14 protein-coding genes are annotated in these 16,726 nt (G+C 70.8%); 6 read left to right on the top strand and 8 right to left on the bottom strand.

Annotated features, from left to right (window positions below; genetic code table 11):
• Positions 1-9: 9 nt before the first annotated feature.
• Positions 10-1,032: a LacI family DNA-binding transcriptional regulator gene (locus AB0C27_RS02525; RefSeq protein ID WP_357836664.1), complete on the bottom strand. Its 1,023-nt coding sequence runs from the start codon at positions 1,030-1,032 to the stop codon at positions 10-12.
• Positions 1,033-1,346: 314 nt separating this feature from the next.
• Between AB0C27_RS02525 and AB0C27_RS02530 the strand changes: the two genes are divergently transcribed.
• From AB0C27_RS02530 to AB0C27_RS02545, 4 genes are all read left to right on the top strand, one after another.
• Complete coding sequence (locus AB0C27_RS02530) at positions 1,347-3,104, top strand: multicopper oxidase family protein (protein ID WP_357836667.1); 1,758 nt, start codon at positions 1,347-1,349, stop codon at positions 3,102-3,104.
• Positions 3,105-3,236: 132 nt separating this feature from the next.
• Entirely contained in the window at positions 3,237-4,175 is a 939-nt protein-coding gene (locus AB0C27_RS02535; protein ID WP_357836670.1) for a hypothetical protein, read from the top strand.
• 151 nt (positions 4,176-4,326) lie between these two features.
• The gene (locus AB0C27_RS02540; protein WP_357836673.1) at positions 4,327-4,929 is read left to right on the top strand and encodes a hypothetical protein; all 603 of its coding nucleotides are present in this window, start codon (positions 4,327-4,329) and stop codon (positions 4,927-4,929) included.
• Between the two features lie 146 nt (positions 4,930-5,075).
• Positions 5,076-6,407 carry a glycoside hydrolase gene (locus AB0C27_RS02545; protein ID WP_357836676.1) on the top strand — a complete coding sequence of 444 codons (1,332 nt, stop codon included), beginning with the start codon at positions 5,076-5,078 and terminating at the stop codon, positions 6,405-6,407.
• Between the two features lie 30 nt (positions 6,408-6,437).
• On the opposite strand, the gene AB0C27_RS02550 is transcribed toward AB0C27_RS02545, so the two are convergent.
• The 4 genes from AB0C27_RS02550 to AB0C27_RS02565 form a co-directional block, all read right to left on the bottom strand.
• Entirely contained in the window at positions 6,438-7,253 is an 816-nt protein-coding gene (locus AB0C27_RS02550) for a carbohydrate ABC transporter permease (protein ID WP_357836679.1), read from the bottom strand.
• Positions 7,246-8,205, bottom strand: a complete 960-nt coding sequence (locus AB0C27_RS02555) for a sugar ABC transporter permease (RefSeq protein WP_357836682.1) — start codon at positions 8,203-8,205, stop codon at positions 7,246-7,248. The genes AB0C27_RS02550 and AB0C27_RS02555 overlap by 8 nt, the downstream gene beginning before the upstream one ends.
• Position 8,206: 1 nt before the next feature.
• Positions 8,207-9,463, bottom strand: coding sequence for a sugar ABC transporter substrate-binding protein (locus AB0C27_RS02560; protein ID WP_357836685.1), 1,257 nt, complete (start codon positions 9,461-9,463; stop codon positions 8,207-8,209).
• Between the two features lie 71 nt (positions 9,464-9,534).
• On the bottom strand, positions 9,535-10,662 hold the full coding sequence (locus tag AB0C27_RS02565; protein WP_357836688.1) for an ROK family protein: 1,128 nt from the start codon (positions 10,660-10,662) through the stop codon (positions 9,535-9,537).
• Positions 10,663-10,738: 76 nt separating this feature from the next.
• Here AB0C27_RS02565 and AB0C27_RS02570 point away from each other — a divergent pair, with 76 nt between their 5' ends.
• Positions 10,739-11,986 carry a Gfo/Idh/MocA family oxidoreductase gene (locus AB0C27_RS02570; RefSeq protein WP_357836691.1) on the top strand — a complete coding sequence of 416 codons (1,248 nt, stop codon included), beginning with the start codon at positions 10,739-10,741 and terminating at the stop codon, positions 11,984-11,986.
• On the opposite strand, the gene AB0C27_RS02575 is transcribed toward AB0C27_RS02570, so the two are convergent.
• Genes AB0C27_RS02575 through AB0C27_RS02585 form a run of 3 tightly spaced genes read right to left on the bottom strand, consistent with a single transcriptional unit; the run spans position 11,983 to position 15,423 of the window.
• Positions 11,983-13,092, bottom strand: coding sequence for a 5-methyltetrahydropteroyltriglutamate--homocysteine S-methyltransferase (locus tag AB0C27_RS02575; protein WP_357836694.1), 1,110 nt, complete (start codon positions 13,090-13,092; stop codon positions 11,983-11,985). The two genes, AB0C27_RS02570 and AB0C27_RS02575, sit on opposite strands and share 4 nt — an antisense overlap.
• Before the next feature lie 6 nt (positions 13,093-13,098).
• Positions 13,099-14,580 (bottom strand): long-chain fatty acid--CoA ligase, encoded by a 1,482-nt coding sequence (locus AB0C27_RS02580; RefSeq protein WP_357836697.1) that lies wholly within the window; start codon positions 14,578-14,580, stop codon positions 13,099-13,101.
• Between the two features lie 51 nt (positions 14,581-14,631).
• Positions 14,632-15,423: a PaaX family transcriptional regulator C-terminal domain-containing protein gene (locus AB0C27_RS02585; RefSeq protein WP_357836700.1), complete on the bottom strand. Its 792-nt coding sequence runs from the start codon at positions 15,421-15,423 to the stop codon at positions 14,632-14,634.
• A gap of 107 nt (positions 15,424-15,530) precedes the next feature.
• On the opposite strand from AB0C27_RS02585, the gene AB0C27_RS02590 reads away from it, so the two are divergent.
• The gene (locus tag AB0C27_RS02590) at positions 15,531-16,724 is read left to right on the top strand and encodes an ABC transporter substrate-binding protein (RefSeq protein WP_357836703.1); all 1,194 of its coding nucleotides are present in this window, start codon (positions 15,531-15,533) and stop codon (positions 16,722-16,724) included.
• The last annotated feature ends 2 nt before the right edge of the window (positions 16,725-16,726 follow it).

Here is a 16,726-nt window from a genome sequence, read left to right on the forward strand (position 1 = left end):
GTTTCCCTTCTAGGACGAGCCCCGCCGGATGAAGGTCCACGAACGGACGATCTCGCGGGCGGGTGGCGGCTCCTCGGCCTGGAGGCGGTCGAAGAGCAGGCGTACGACGTCGGTGTAGTCGTGCCGGAGCGGGCCGACGGTGCTGAGCGGCGGATTGCTGATGAGACCCTCGTCGATGTTGCCCGCGCCGACGATCGCGACGTCCTGCGGCACGCTCAGCCCCAGGTCCCTGGCCGCCCAGATGGCGCTGATCGCCGCCCGGTCGGAGGCGGCGAAGATCGCGTCGGGCCGGTCGGGCGAGCTCAGCAGCTCGGTCGCCGTCTGGTACGCCGAGACGCGGTCGTCCGCGCCCCCGGTGACGATCCGCTCCTCGACGCCGTGCCGGTCGAGGGCCGTGGTGTAGCCGAGCAGCCGCCCGGCGGGCTTGTCGCGGTAGACCTCGTGCCGGTGCGCCATGAACGCGACGCGCCGGCGCCCGCCCGCCAGCAGGTGCTCGACCGCCTCCGCGGTCGCCTCGGCCTCGGGGGTACGGACGACGTCGCAGCCTTCGAGCCCGCTCTCGTTGCTCATCACCACCATCGGCAGCCCGGTGGCGGCCAGGCCGGAGAGCAGGTCGCGGGTGAGGTGGTCGCCGACGAGGTTGATCAGGACGCCGTCGGCGATGCCGCCGCGCAGCACCTCGACCGCGGCCTTCGCGCGGGCCTCTGAGTAGACGGACAGCGACACCACGGAGTAGCCCCGCGCGTCGGCCATCTCGTGCAGGTCCGTGGCGAGGCGCTCGTCGCTCGGCACGCCGCCGAACGAGCTGAGCACCAGGCAGACCCGCTGGGTGCGGCGCTTGCGCAGGCTCCTGGCGGCCTGGTTGGGGGTGTAGCCGAGCTGTCTGGCGGCGTCGAGCACCCGCTGCCTGGTCTCGGCAGCGACCGGACGGTCTTTGCCGCTGAGCACGTAGGAGACGGTCGCCACTGACACGTTCGCCAGTTCGGCCACTTGTCGCGCTGTTGGTCTCATGTTAGTCGAATAACCTAGCATTCCCTACAGGAGATTAGGGTAATTTCGGAGGCTGGATCTCGGCGGGCAGGTCAGCGCGTGGAGGGATGTCACGCCTCGGCTCGCGACCGATGTGAATCGATTAACACCGTATGCCGCACCCTCCACCCGGATCAAGAGCCGATTCCGGATGAGCGTCACCGGCCGGGGGCGGAGGCGGCCCGCGTGCCGCTGAAGCGTGGCGCGCGGATTTCTTGATCACTTTCGGTTACCTTGCCAGGTGGATGGGGGGATCTGTTGTGAATGGTTCGGCACGCGCGCGGGGTCCGGTTTCTCGCAGGTTGTTCGTCACCGGCATGTTCGCCGCCCTGGGCGCCACACCGGCCGCCGCAGGGGCGGCCACCGGGGGCGTCGGGGGCGTCCAGGGCGTCCAGGGCGCCGGCGGCATCGGCAGCAGGGTGGCGCGGCCGTCGCGCGGGGTGACGTTGCGGGCGCGTCCCGCGTCGGTCTCGCTGGGGCGGCGTACCGTCTCCACCTGGGCGTACGGCGAGTCGCTGCCCGGGCCGCGCATCGATGCCACCGCCGGCGGCGTCGTCAGGGCCAGGCTCGTCAACGACCTGCCCGCGCCGACCACCGTGCACTGGCACGGCATCAGGATCGACCCTCGGATGGACGGCGCCCCCGGCTACACCCAGCAGGCGACCCGGCCTGGCGGCACATTCGACTACGTCTTCGAGGTGCCCGACCCGGGCACGTACTTCTACCACTCGCACGTCGGCATGCAGAACGACCGCGGCCTGTACGGGCCGCTGATCGTCGAGGACCCGCGCGAGCCGCTCGGGTACGACGAGGAGTTCACGGTCCTGCTCGACGACTGGCTCGACGGCGTCTCGGGCACACCCGACGACGCGCTGCGCCGGCTCAACGCCAGCACCGAACACGACGACACGCTGCGCAGCGACCTGCTGGGCGGGGTCGTGGGCGAGTTGCGCCATCCGTACCACCTGGTCAACGGCCGCACGCCGGACGCGCCCGCGGTCTTCACCAGCCGTCCGGGGCGGCTCGTCCGGTTCCGGGTGATCAACGCGGCGGCCGACACCCCGTTCCGGGTGGCGCTCGGCGGTCACCGCATCGCCATCACCCACACCGACGGCTTCCCGTGCCGGCCGGTCACGGTGGACACGTTCCTCATCGGCATGGGCGAGCGGTACGACTTCCTCGTCCGGCTGGGGCCGGGGGCGTTCCCGCTGGTGGCGGAGGCGGAGGGCAAACGGGCGCGGGCGTTCGCCGTCGTCCGTACGACGAAGCTCGCCTCCACCCCGAACAGGAACGTCCGGCTGCCCGAGCTGAACGGCCGCATCCTCACCTACGCCGACCTGGAGGCCCGCGACTCCGACGAGCTCCCGCGCCCGGCCAGGAGGGTGACCGTCACGCTCGGCATGCGGCCGTCGGGCAACGAGTGGACGATGAACGACCGGCTCGCGAACGACCCGATGCGGCTGCGCGTGGAGCGGGGCGAGACGATCAGGATCGTCCTGGACAACCAGTCGCCGATGTGGCACCCGATGCACCTGCACGGCCACACCTTCCAGCTGCGCGGCACCGGGTGGGGCGGGCCGCGCAAGGACACGGTGAACATCAAGCCGCGCGAGCGCCTGAACATCGACGTCCAGGCCGACAACCCCGGCGAATGGATGTTCCATTGCCACAACCTGTACCACCAGGAACAGGGCATGATGGGCACCTTCGGCTACGGCCCCCAACCCCCCGGCCTCGGCCACAGCACCCACGGCAGCCAAGGCAGTCGAAGCGACCGCGGCGGCAATGGCTCCCCTGCCGGTCACGGTGGCAAGGACGCTCACGGCGGCCGATCCGGTCGCGGTGGCAACGGCGGTCGCGGCGGCGACGATGGCCGCGGCGGTCGAGGTCGCAGCGGCCAGGGCGCTCGCGGCGATCGCGGCGGCGATGGCGGCGGCGATGGCGGCGGCGATGGGGGTCGCGGCGATGGCGCGCGGGGCGGTCAAGGCGGTGCCGGCAGTCGTGGCGCGAGCCGGCCCGACCAGCCGGCCGAGCGTCCCGCATCCCGCCGTCACCGGGGCGAAGGCGGCAGCTGAGCCGCCGGCATCTCCCGCCGTCCCCCCGCACTGCGGCGATACACCGTTCTGTCCATGGACCGCCGCGTCCCGGCGGGTTACGCTCCGCTGGCGACCTGTCGGGGGACGAACCGATACCGATGGGGGGCCATCATGACTTACACCCTGATCCGCGGCAGCTTCGTGATCCGGTATCCGGACCGGCCGCGTCAGGGCCCCGAGCCCGACGGCGACACCGTCAAGTTCCTGCCCGACACGCCCGCCCTGGTCGAGGCGCTGCCACGGCGCTCCGGCCGGCCGGCGGCGCTCACCGCGCGCGGTGTCTCCGCGCGGCTGGAGGCGATCGACGCCCTGGAGACGCACTTCGCGGAGAGCCATCAGGAGGAGGACGGCGCCTACGCGGCCCGCGACGAGCTGCTGCGGCTGCTCGGCTTCACGAACGTGACCTTCTGGGAGGACCTGCCCAACCAGGTGCGCTCGGCCGACCAGGACTCCCTGCGCGGCCACGTGCTCTCCAACGGCATCGACGCCAACGGCCGCATGATCGCGTTCTGCTACGCCGGGGACCATCCGGACCCGGACGGGACCAGCGTGTTCGTGGACGTCCCGCTGGCCGATCGTTCCGTGAACGCGCAACTGCTGGCCGCCGGGCACGCCTACCCGGCGTTCTACGCGACGTTGCCCGCGGACCTGCGCACGCACCTCGCGGAGGTGTCACGGACGGCCAGGCGCAAGGGCTCAGGGCTGTGGCCGCGCTCGGACGCCGACCCGGAGGGCGCGGCCACCGTGCGGGACCTGGCGGAGCTGGAACGGCTGGTGATGTGGCCGAAGCTGTTCCGGCGCATCGTGCCGTACCTGGCGGCGGGGTTCGCCACCTTCGACGGCTTCGACGGCTGGCTGCGCGCGGACCCGGTCAACCGGGACGACGAGCTGTTCCTGATCCCGAAGCTGGAGCGGGGCAACCTGCACGACGTCGTCATCGGGGCCGGGGCCGGGATCCAGCTCACGATGTGGCCGGAGGACTTCATCATCAGCCCCGACCCGCCCGCACCAGGCACGCCCGTCACCCCGCCACCGGACGCACTCCCCTGACCGGCACGTCTGTGGCGCCACCGGGCACGCCGCCCCGGCCCGGTCCACTCGTGGCGCCGACGCCGTGGTGCGCCGGTCGCGGGTGCCGGGTTGATCCGGCGCGGGACCCGTCGGAGACTGGGCGTTCCGACAGCCGACCGAAGGAGTCCGTATGTTCTCGCTCGTGCCGCGCTCGGTGTTCAGGCTCGCCGCCGGAGCGGCGGCAGGCTACCTGTTCGCACTCCGGCCCTGGCAGCTGCGCTGGGGCGCCGACGAACGCGAGGTCCACGCGGAGATGCCCGGCGACGACCTGGCCGGCCGCGCGCAGTACCAGGCCACCCGCGCGATCACGGTGGCGGCTCCGCCGGCCGGCGTCTGGCCCTGGCTGATCGAGCTCGGCGGCCACCGCCCCGGCGCCGCACCCGACCGGCCCGCCGCCTCGGCCGGCGCCGCCGGGGAGGAGGCCGCCGGTCAAGGGCTCAAGGTCGGTGACGTGCTGCTCGGCCGGAACGACGGCAGCGCGTTCATCGTGGAGCAGCTCGACCCCCCGCACACGCTCGTCCTGGCCATGCGCGGCGCCGACGCCACCACCACCTGCTCCATCTCCCTGCGCGAGGTGGACGGCGCGACCCGGATGATCTTCCGCACCCGCGTCCGCGCCGAGCCGGGCGTGCGCGGCACCACCTACCTGGCGACGACGGACCTCGGCGACTTCCTCATCACGCGCCGCCAGATGCTGGCCATCAAGGAACGCGCCGAGTCCACGCACCACTAGACGGCGAGTCAGGAAAAGGCCCTCGGGGCGGCCCGGCCGCCAATCCGCACTTGACGGCACTTATTGACGGGGGCGCCTTCGCGAGTTTACGGTTCCGGCGATCGACGAAATCTATCGGTCACGACCCCGAAACTTTCGGAGGCGCCATGTTACGAGGACTCGTCGCCATCTCGCTGCTCGGCCTGCCCGCCGTGCACCCCACACCCCCCGCCGGCCCGCCGGCCATCACCGTGAACGACCGCGTCCGGCACCAGGAGATCGACGGCTTCGGCATCTCCCAGGCCTTCCGCCGCAACGAACTGCTCGCCGCCCTGTCGCCCGCCCAGCAGCGGGAGGTCCTCGACCTGTGGTTCGACCGCACCAAGGGAGCGGGGCTGAGCATCCTGCGGCTCGGCATCGGCTCCTCCCCCGCCGGCAGCCCGTACGACCACATGGTGTCGATCCAGCCCGAGAACCCCGGCGGCCCCGACGCCCCGCCGGAATACGTGTGGGACGGCGACGACAACAGCCAGGTCTGGGTGGCCAAGGAGGCCAAGCGGTACGGCGTCGAACGGTTCTTCGCCGACGCCTGGAGCGCCCCCGGCTACATGAAGGACAACGGCGACGACAAGAACGGCGGCACCCTCCTGCCCGAGTGGCGCCGCGCGTACGCGAACTACCTGGTCGCCTACACGAAGTTCTACCGCCGCGAGGGCATCAAGATCACCGACCTGGGGTTCACGAACGAGCCCGACTGGACGGCCACGTACGCCTCCATGCGCTTCACCCCCGAGCAGGCCGCCGAATTCGTGAAAGTCCTCGGCCCGATCGCCAAGGACGTCAAGCTGACCTGCTGCGACTCCTTCGGCTGGACCGAGTCGAAGGCGTACACGGCGGCGATCGAGGCCGACCCCGAGGCCCGCCGCTGGGTGAAGACGCACACGGGCCACACCTACGCCAGTCCGGTGGACGGCCCGCTGCCGACCACCAGGAAGACCTGGATGTCGGAGTGGAACCCCAACGGCGACACCTGGAACGAGAACTGGGACGACGGCAGCGGCTACGACGGCCTGACCATCGCCCAGGCCGTGCACGACGCGCTCACGCTCGGCCAGGTCAGCGCGTACGTCTACTGGCTGGGCGGCTCGCGCGGCGCGACCAGGGCGCTGCTGCAGCTCGACGACGAGGCCAAGCAGTACCACGTGTCGAAGCGGCTGTGGGCGCTGGCCGGTTACAGCAGGTTCATCCGTCCCGGCGCGGTGCGGCTGGAGGCGTCGGCGGCCGATCCGGCGGTGAAAGTTTCAGCGTTCCGCAACCGTGACGGCTCGCGGGTGGTCGTGGCGCTCAACACCGGCACCGCTCCCGTCACCTGGCAGGGCGTGCGCGGCCGGGCGGCGGCGTACGTGACCGACGAGACCCGCTCGCTCACGCCCGCCCCGGTCAAGGGCCGCACGGTGACGCTGCCACCGCGGGCCCTGACCACGATCGTCACCAGGTGAGGCGCGCGCCCACACCGAGCGGAGCCCGGCTCAGCCCTTGCTGCCGGTGTGGGCGACGCCCTGGATGAACTGCCGTTGCAGGAACACGAAGACGGCGATCACGGGCAGCGAGGCGATCAGCGAGCCGGCCATCAGCACGGGATAGTCGGTCTGGTACTGCCCCTGGAGCGCCGCCAGCCCCGCCGACAGCGTCATCTTCTCCGGATCGGTGTTGACCACCAGCGGCCAGAACAGGTCGTTCCACGCCCACAGCAGGGTCAGAATCCCCAGCGCGATCAGCCCTGGCCGGGCCAGCGGCAGCATGACCGACCAGTAGATGCGCACGGGGCCGGCCCCGTCGAGCCGGGCCGCCTCCTCGATCTCGCGCGGCAGGCCGAGGAAGAACTGCCGCAGCAGGAACACCCCGAACGCGCTGAACAGGCCGGGCACGATGATCGCCTGGAGGCTGTTGAGCCAGCCGAGCGAGGACATGATCTGATATTGCGGGATCACGAACAGCTGCGGCGGCACCATGAGCACCGACAGAAAGACGCCGAACAGCAGGTTCCGGCCGGGAAAGCGCAGCCGGGCGAAGGCGTAGGCGGCCATCGAGCAGAACAGCACCTGCCCGGTCACCCGGCCCGCGGCCATGATCACGGTGTTGAGGAACTGCTCGCCGAACGGCAGCAGATCGAAGACCTTGCCGTAGTTGTCCCAGCGCCCCTCAGGCAGGAACGTCGGCGGCACCGCGGTGGCGCTGCTGAGCGTCTTGAGCGAGGTGATGATCTGCCAGGCGAACGGCGCCACCATCAGTAGCGACGAGATGGTGAGGACGGCGTGCACGCCCAGCGGGCGGCGCTCAGACATAGTGCACCCACTTGCGCTGGAGGCGGAACTGCGCGATCGTCAGCGCCGCGATGAGCACGAGCAGCGCGATCACGATGGCGGCGGCGTAACCGCGGTCGTTCGTGACGAAGGCCCGCTCGTAGAAGAGCTGCACGACGGTCTGCAACCGCGAGTACGCCGGGTTGGCCCGCGCCGACTGGCCTGACCCGGTCATCACGAAGACCAGGTCGAAGAGCTGCAGCGAGCCGATCACGGACACGATCGAGATGAAGAACGCGGTCGGCGACAACATCGGCAGCGTGATCTTGAAGAACTGGCGGACGCGGCCGGCGCCGTCCATGGAGGCGGCCTCGTACAGCTCCTTGGGGATGCCCTGCATGCCGGCCAGGAAGATGATCAGGTTGTAGCCGACGCTGCTCCAGATGCCGACCACGACCAGGGCGTACATGGCGGTGGCCGGGTCGGCGATCCAGTTGGGCCCGTCGATGCCGGCCACCGAGAGCACCTGGTTGACCAGGCCGTAGTCGCCGTTGTAGAGCCAGCGCCAGAGCATCGCGACCGCGACCGGCATGGTGACCACCGGCAGGAAGAACGCCGTGCGGTAGACGCTCACCCCGCGCAGCCCCCGCCGGTTGATCAGCGCGGCGAACACGATGGCGACGGGGATGCCGAGCAGGCCGAGCACGGTGTACATGAGGGTGTTGAGCACCGCCCGGCCGACCTCGGGGTCGGCGAACAGCCGCGTGTAGTTCTCCAGGCCGACCCAGGTGTGCCCGCCGAACGCGCCCCACTCGGTGAAGGAGAAGTAGACGGTCTGCAGGACGGGCCACAGGTAGAAGACGGCCAGGCCGAGGCCGGTGGGGGCGATGAACGCGTACCCCCACAGGGCCTCGGTGCGCGGCCCGCGCCGCTTCGCCGCGTGGGCGGCTCCCGCGGACGAGCGCGGGGGCCGCGTTCCGGCGGTGGTGGTCACGTCACTCCTTGGCCAGCAGGTCGTTCATGCCGGCCGCGAGGTCCGCGGCGGCCTTCTCGACCGGCACCTCGCCGGTCCACGCCTTGGTGAGGTGGGTGAGCTCGGCCTCCTGCCAGGCGGCGGTGTTCTTGGAGACGGGGTACGGCACCGCGTACGAGACCGCGTCGAGGAACGTCTGCAGCTTCCACTCGGGATGGGCGGCCACCCAGTCGTTCTGGGTGTCGTTGTAGGCCGGGATCGGGCCCTTCTTGCCGAGGATGTCGGCGGCCGGCTTGGAGCCGAGGAACTTGACGAACTCCAGCGCCTCGGCCGGGTGCTCGGTCTTGGCCGACACCACGTTGGCGACGCCGTGGATGATCGTGGCCTGCTTCTCGCCCTTGGGCAGCGGGGCGACGTCGACCTTGTCCTTGGTGTAGTCGTTCTTGCCGAACTCGGCCACGTTCCAGGACCCGCCCCAGTACATCGCCAGCTTGCCGGCCTCGAAGAGCTGCAGCGGGGCGGTGTCGGTCATGGTCTTGAGGTCGGGCGACTGCTTGGCGGCGATGAGGTCGGTCCAGAACTTCAGGCCCGCGATCGTCTTGGGGTCGTCGTAGCCGGACTTCTTGCCGTCGGGAGAGATCACGTGGCCGCCGGCCTGGTAGATGGTGTTGTACTGGTATTCCTGGAAGCTGGTCAGCTCGGCCCCGACGGCGTAGACGCCCTTGGCGGGGTCGGTGACCTTGGCCGCGGTCTCCTTGAAGTCGGCCCAGGTCCAGTCGTCGGCCGGATATTTCACCTTGGCCTGGTCGAAGAGCGTCTTGTTGTACCAGACGCCGACGGTGTCCATGTCCTTGGGCAGGCCGTACAGCTTGCCCTCGTAGGTGTAGAGGTCCACCAGCGCCTTGGGGTAGACGGAGGTGTCGATCTGCTCCTCGATCGGCTTGATCACGCCGTTGGAGGCGTAGAGCTGGAAGTTGGGGCCGTTCATCCAGAAGACGTCGGGCGCGGCGCCGCCGGTGACGGCGGCCTTCATCTTCGTCCAGTAGTCGGCCCACGGCGTGAGCTGGACGTTGACGGTGACGTTCGGGTGCGTCTTGGTGAACTCCGCGGTCAGTTCCTGCATGACCGCCTGCTGGGTGGCGTCCCAGACGCCGTAGGACAGCGTCACCTTTTCTCCGGGCTGCGCGTCCGTGCCGCCGGCCTGCTCACCGCCGCCGCAGGCGGAGGCGAGCAGTGCCGCGCAGAGGAGGGCCGCACCGCTCCGTGCCGACTTCCACATCTCCCAGTCCTCTCCTAGAACGTGGGAGTAATGATGGAGTCCAGTGAAATAGTTGGCAAGAGCTGGGCGTGTTACAGATGGCTCACGAGCGGGCTGCGGCCGTCGAGCACCCGGTCCTCGACGTCGTCGAGCGCCAGCCGGACGGCGCCGAGCACCACGGCCTCGTCGCCCAGCGCCGACATGCGCACCTCTGGGGTGCGGATGCACCAGCGGTCGAGCTCCCGCTTGAGCGGCTCGATGAGCACGTCGGCCGAGCGCGAGTAGCCGCCGCCGACCACGACCATCTGCGGATCCAGCGTCAGGACCAGCGCCGACGCCCCGAGCGCGAGGTCCTTGACGTAGCGGCGCACGGCCGCGACCGCCGCCTTGTCGCCCTCCCGCGCGGCGGCGAACACGTCGCCCGCCTCGCCGCTGGCGGCCACCAGGTGCTCCTGGGCGCGGATCCAGCCCAGCACCGGCAGCGCCCCGATCTCGCCGGAGGCGTTGGCGAAGCCCCTGTGCAGCTTGCCGTCGATGATCAGGCCGGCTCCCGTACGCAGCCCGGCCAGCAGGAACACCAGGTCCTTGGCGTAGCGGGCCACGCCGCGCCAGCACTCGGCCAGGGCGGCGAGCTTGCCGTCGTTCTCGACCAGCACCGGGGCGGGGCACATCCGGCGTACGTGGGCGGCCAGGTCGACGCCGGTCCACTCGGGCAGCGCGTCCGACAGCAGCACCCGGCCGGCGCCGTCCACCAGGCCGGTGGTGCCGACGCCCGAGGCCCACACGTCGCCGCCGGTCAGCCCGGCGCCCTCCAGGCACTCGGCGACCGCCCGGTCCACCGCCGCCAGGCGTTCGAGCCGGCCCATCTCGGGCGGCACCGCGACCCGCGCGCTGTGCAGCACCTCGCCGTCGAGGTCGGCGACCACCGCGCGGATCTTGTGCCCGCCGATGTCCACGCCGAGCACCCGGCCCGCCTCGGACCTGAACCGATAGCGCCTGGCCGGACGGCCGACCCCGCCCGCCGTGGCGCCCGCCTCGGCGACCCAGCCCTTCTGCAGCAGCTCGCGCACCACGTCCTCGGTCGACGCGCGTGACAGCCCCGTGCTCCTGGCCACCTCGGTCAGCGTGAGCGACGAGCTGCCCTGCAACACCTTGATCACGGCCTGCGCGTTGAGCTGCCGCAGCCTGGACAGGTCGCCGCCGGTCACATCCCCGGCCATCGGCCCCCCTTGCTGTCAGCTATCCAGAACCGAATAATGATGGTCTCCATGATATTTGTTCGGGGGGAAGGTTCCAATGACTGAGGTGACTCTAGCCGTCGTCGGCGGCGGCCTGCGAGGGCTGACGTACGCGCGCCGCGCGCACGCGACGGGAGCCGGGCGGGTGGTCGCCGTGGCGGAGCCCGATCCCGTGCGGCGGGCGGCGTTCGCGGCCGAGTTCGGGATAGCGCCCGAGCGGGTGCACGAGGACTGGAAGGACCTGGCGGCGGCCGGCCGGCTGGCGGACGCGGCCGTCATCGCCACCCAGGACCGGATGCACACTGACCCCGCCGTGACGCTGGCCGGCCTCGGTTACCACATCCTCCTGGAGAAGCCGATGGCCACGGAGGAGCCGGAGGCGGCCGCCATCGCCGCGGCGGCCGTGCGCAACGGCATCATGCTGGCGGTCTGCCACGTGCTGCGCTACACGCCGTACACGCGGGTGGTGAAGGACCTGCTGGACGAGGGCCGGATCGGCCGGCTGGTCAGCGTGCAGCACCTGGAGCCGGTCGGCTGGTGGCACCAGGCGCACTCGTTCGTCCGCGGCCACTGGCGGCGCGCGGACACCTCGGCGCCGATGCTGCTGGCCAAGGCCTGCCACGACGTGGACTGGCTGGTGCACCTGTTCGGCCGGCCGCCGGTCCGGGTGTCGTCGTTCGGCTCCCTGTCGCACTTCCGCGCCGAGGAGCGGCCCACCGCCGCGGCCGACCGGTGCCTGGACTGCCCGCTGGAGCCGTCCTGCCCGTACTCGGCGCCGCGGCTCTACCTGGGTTGTCTCGGTGACCCCGAGAGCGAGTTCTGGCCGCTCGGGGCCGTCACGCCGGGGCGCACCGAGGCCGACGTGCTGGAGGCGCTGCGCACCGGCCCGTACGGACGCTGCGTGTACGCCTGCGACAACGACGTGGTCGACCACCAGGAGGTGGTGATGGAGTTCGACGACGGCGGCACGTGCTCGTTCACGATGAGCGCGTTCACCCCGATGGAGCACCGCCGCACCCGCCTGTTCGGCACCCACGGCTACATCGAGGGCGACGGCGGCACCCTGCGGGTCGTGGACTTCCGCACCGGCGAGGAGGAGACCGTCACCGTCGCCGAGGCCGGCGGCCCGTCGGCGGCCGACGGCCACGGGGGCGGCGACGAGGGGCTCACCGACGCCTTCCTCGCCGCCGTCGCCTCGGGCGACGCCACGCTCCTGCGCTCGGACGCGGAGCAGAGCCTGATGACGCACCGCGTCGTCTGGGCCGCCGAACGCGCCCGCCTCAGCGGCACGGTGGTGACGCTCTAAGCGCTGCCCCACACCTCCTGGGCGATCTCGACGATGAGGCGGAGCTTGGCGAACTGCTCGTCGGCGGTGAGCTCGTTGCCCTCCAGCGTCGAGGAGAACCCGCACTGCGGCGACAGGCAGAGCTGGTCGAGATCGACGAACTTGGCCGCCTCGTCGATCCGCCGCTTGAGCGTGTCCTTCGACTCCAGCTCGCCGCGCTTGGTCGTGACCAGGCCGAGCACGACCATCTTGCCGGGCGGCACGTACCGCAGCGGCTCGAAGCCGCCCGAGCGCTCGTCGTCGAACTCCAGGAAGAACCCGTCCACGTTCAGCTCGCCGAACAGCGCCTCGGCCACGAAGTCGTAGCCGCCGGCGGCGGCCCACGAGGAGCGGAAGTTGCCCCGGCACATGTGCGTGGTGATCGTCATGCCGGCCGGCTTGGCGGCGAGTGCCGCGTTGATCTGCTTGATGTAACGCAGGTGCATGTGCTCGGCGTCGTCGCCGCGCTCGCTCAGCTCCGCGCGCTGCGCCGGGTCGTTCAGATAGGCCAGGCTCGTGTCGTCGAACTGCAGGTACGTGCAGCCCAGCGCGCCGATCCTGCGTACCTGCTCGGCGTAGGCGGCGCTCAGGTCCCGCCAGAACTCCTCCACGTCGGGGTAGACGCCGGGGTCGATGGAGGCGGGGCCGCCGCGGTAGTGCACCATGCTCGGCGACGGGATGGTCAGCTTGGGCGTCACCCCCGGTTCCACCGTGTCGCGCAGGAACGCGAAGTCGTCGGCGAAGATCGGCTCGTTCAGCCGGATCCGGTCGTGCACCCGCAGGGCGGCCGGGGTGAACTCGATGTCGCCCTGCTCGTTGTGGAAGCGCACCGTGATCTGCTCGTCGGCGGCCTGGCCGATGCCGCCGAGCTGGTAGATGAAGTCCATGTGCCAGGAGGCCCGGCGGAACTCCCCGTCGGTGGCGCTCTGCAGGCCCGCCTCACGCTGGCCGCGGACGACCGCCCTGATCGCCTCGTCCTCCACCTCGCGCAGCGCCTCGCCGGTGAGGGTCTGCCGGGCACGCAGCAACTCCGGCGGGCGGAGCAGGCTTCCGACGTGGTCGGCACGGAAGGGCGGTGAGGTACGCATGGGCGATCATCCTCCGTAGAGCTCTCTCAGCGGGGCCTTGAGCAGCTTGCCCGCCGCGTTCTTAGGCAGTTCAGCCACGAATTCAACATATTTCGGGATCTTGTAGCGGGCCAGGCGGCCGTCCAGGTGCTTCAGCAGTTCCTCCGGCGCGGCCGTGGCGCCGGGGCGCGGCACCACGAGCGCCTTGCCCACCTCGCCCCACTTCTGGTCGGGCACCCCGATCACCGCGCACTCGGCCACCGCGGCGTGCTCGTACAGGGCGCCCTCCACCTCGGCGGGGTAGACGTTCTCGCCGCCGGAGATGATCACGTCCTTGATCCGGTCGGAGATACGCACGTAGCCGTCCTCGTCGGCGACGCCGACGTCGCCGGAGCGGAACCAGCCGTCGGCCGACAGCACCTCGGCGCTCGCCTCGGGCCGCCGCCAGTAGCCGGGCATGACGTTGGGGCCCTGCACGTAGAGCTCGCCCGGCTCACCGGGCCTCGCGGGCGAGCCGTCGGGGGCGACCAGCCGCACGTCGGAGAAGAAGTGCGGCACGCCGGCCGTGCCGGCCTTCTCGACGGAACGCTCGGCGCCCAGGAAGAGCGCGCCCGGCGCGGCCTCCGTCATGCCGTAGCCCTGGAGGAACAGCAGCCCGCGCTCCTGGTAGGTCCTGATCAGCGGCTCGGGCACGGGCGCGCCTCCGCACAGCAGGTGCCGCAGGCTCGACAGGTCGGCCTTGTCCCAGCGCGGAGAGCCGGCGAGGAAGCCGAACATCGACGGCACCCCGAACATCACCGTCACCCGTTCGGACTCGATCAGGTCGAACGTGCGCTCCACGTCGAACGACGGCTCCAGGACGACCCGCCCGCCCTTGAGCACGCTCGGCACCAGCGTCTGGGCCAGCGCCGCGATGTGGAACAGCGGCGCGCTGATCAGCACCACCTCGTCGTGCGCCAGCGGCACGTCCACGAGCAGGTTGAAGGTGTTCCAGGTGAGGTTGCCGTGGGTGAGCACGGCGCCCTTGGGATGACCCGTGGTGCCCGAGGTGTACATGATCAGGCACACGTCGTCGTGGCCCACGGGCTCGTCGACGGGCTCGGGCGACCCCGACGCCAGCAGCGCCTCGTAGTCGCCGGCGGTCAGGTGCCGGCCCGGCAGTCCGTCGCCGTCGCGTTCCTCGCCCAGCACGAGGACCGACGGCTCGGCGTCCTGGAGGACGTAGCGCAGCTCGGGCGGGGCCAGCCGGGTGTTGAGCGGCACGAACACGGCCCCCAGCAGCCCCGCCGCGAAGAACGTCTCCACCGCCGAGGGCTGGTTGACGCCGAGGAAGGCGACCCGGTCGCCGCGCCGCACCCCGAAGCTCGCGGCCAGCGCGGAGGCCAGCCGGTTCACGCGTTCGCACAGCTCGCGGTAGGTGTGATCGCGCCCCCGGTACGACAGCGCGACCCGCTCCGGCGTCATACGTGCCCTGCGCGCGGGCCACGACCCCATCCCCTGATTCCGCATCGGCACTCCTCCGCGCTCAAGCCCTCAAGTTAGGCCACTATGCGATCGCTGTCACCGTTCTGCCCAAGTTTCATCGGGCACGGTGTCGAGGAGCCCCGCCACCACCCGCGCCGCCTCCGGCCGGAACCGCTCGTGCAGCGTGTGGCACACCCGCTGCGCCTTCTCGGCCGGCCAGTCGTGCGGCAGGTGCCGCAGCGGCAGCCGCGGATCGGTCCTGATGATCTCCAGCCAGTCGGTGAGCAGCGTCAGCGACCTGGCCAGGTCGTCGGGGGCGTCAGACGCCGGATCGGCCTGGTCCCAGCGGCGCAGGAAGTCGCGGTAGCGGGCGCCCAGCCCGGCCAGGTCGTAGGCGTCGGCGACCAGGGCCTGCATGTCCGTCGGCGAGCGCGGCTCGGCGGAGAAGACCCGGACGTTCGCGCCCAGGTCGTCGATCACGCCGGCCGCGTCCACCTCGCCGGGAGCGATCCACAGCCCGTTCCGCAACGGGCCGAACCCGGCCCAGACCAGCCGGGAGCGCAACTCGTGCCGCTGCCGCTGCCAGGACTCGGGCAGCGAGAAGCCGATCAGCGTCCACCGGTCCTCGTCGGCGTCGTTGACCACACCGCTGTGCCAGATCCGCCGCTCACCGTCCTTGAGCACCTCGGTGCTGGTCGGGGTGAGACCGAAGTACATGCGCCGGCCCGAGCGCTGCCGGCGCAGCAGGCCGCGCCGCACCATCCGGGTCAGCGTCGAGCGGGTGGCCTCCTCCGAGATCCCGACCCTGGCGAACGCCTCGATGAAACTGCCCGACGAGACACAGACCCCGCGGCCGTATACGTGGTCCCCGAGGAAGGTCAGAATCACCGATTGGGGCCTCATAACAGCTTGTCTCCCGAAATTCGGCACTCTATTGACAGCCGTAATGTACCTGCCTACATTCGGGGCCACATCGCCCGGTCCAGGAGGTCCAGATGCGCAGGCTTCTACCGTCCCTGGCCTGCTTGCTGCTGGCCGTGACCGCGTGTGGCGGAGGCGGAGGCGAGCAGAGCTCCGGCGGCGCCGACCCGATCAAGGTCGGTCTCATCGTCTCCCTGACCGGCAACTACACCCCGCTCGGCAGCGAGGACAAGAAGGCCGTCGAGCTGGCGGTCGAGCAGGTCAACGCCCAAGGCGGGCTGCTGGGCCGCAAGGTCGAACTGGTGACGCGCGACGACAAAACCGCTCCCGACCAGGGCATCGTGGCCTACAACCAGATCAAGGGCGAGATCGACGCGGTGATCGGCCCGGTGTTCTCCAACTCGGCGCTGGCGGTCGAGCCGCTCGCGCAGCGCGACAAGATGCCGTACCTGTCGCTGGCGCCGGCACAGGAGCAGGTCGAGCCGATCAAGTCCTACATCTTCGTCACCCCGGCCCTGTCCAGCATGTACGCCGAGCGCTACCTGCAGTACATCCAGGCCGAGGGCATCAAGACGATCGCGGTCGGCTGGGACTCCAAGAGCGCCTACTCGGTCTCAGGACACAAGGCGATGGTGGCCCTGGCCCCCAAGTACGGCGTGACGATCGCCGTGGACGAGCCGTACGAGACGACCACCTCCGACTTCAGCCCCATGTTCACCCACGTGCGCGACTCCAAGGCCGAGGCCCTGGTGTTCTGGGGCTCGGGCGCGCCCGGCGTGACGGCGGCCAAGCAGTACGTGGCCTCGGGGCTGAAGACGCCGCTGTTCCTGACCGCGTCGCAGGCGAGCAAGCTGTGGCTGGAGCCGATGGGCGCCGCGGCCGAGGGCATGACCGTGCAGAGCGCCATCGGCGTGGTGGGCGACCACCTGCCGGAGGGCAAGCAGAAGCAGGTCATCGACCAGATGGCCAAGCCGTACCAGGAGAAACACGGCTATCCGCCCCCGCAGTTCGCCCAGGACGGCTACAGCGCCTCGCTGCTGCTGTTCGAGGCCATCAGGAAGGCGAACAGCACCGACAAGACCAAGATCCAGCAGGCGCTGGAGAGCATGGACCTGATCACGCCCAACGGCCGCTTCCGCTACTCCGCCACCGACCACTCCGGCCTGTCGCCCGAGTACATCTCGGTCAACACGGTGAAGAACGGCCAGTTCGTCCCGACGGAGTGGGCCAAGGAGCAGCTCACCAAGACCGTCAACGCGGCGGGGTGAGG

Origin of the sequence: Nonomuraea sp. NPDC048882 (genome assembly GCF_040649755.1) — a bacterium.
Classification (GTDB): Bacteria; Actinomycetota; Actinomycetes; order Streptosporangiales; family Streptosporangiaceae; genus Nonomuraea; species Nonomuraea maheshkhaliensis.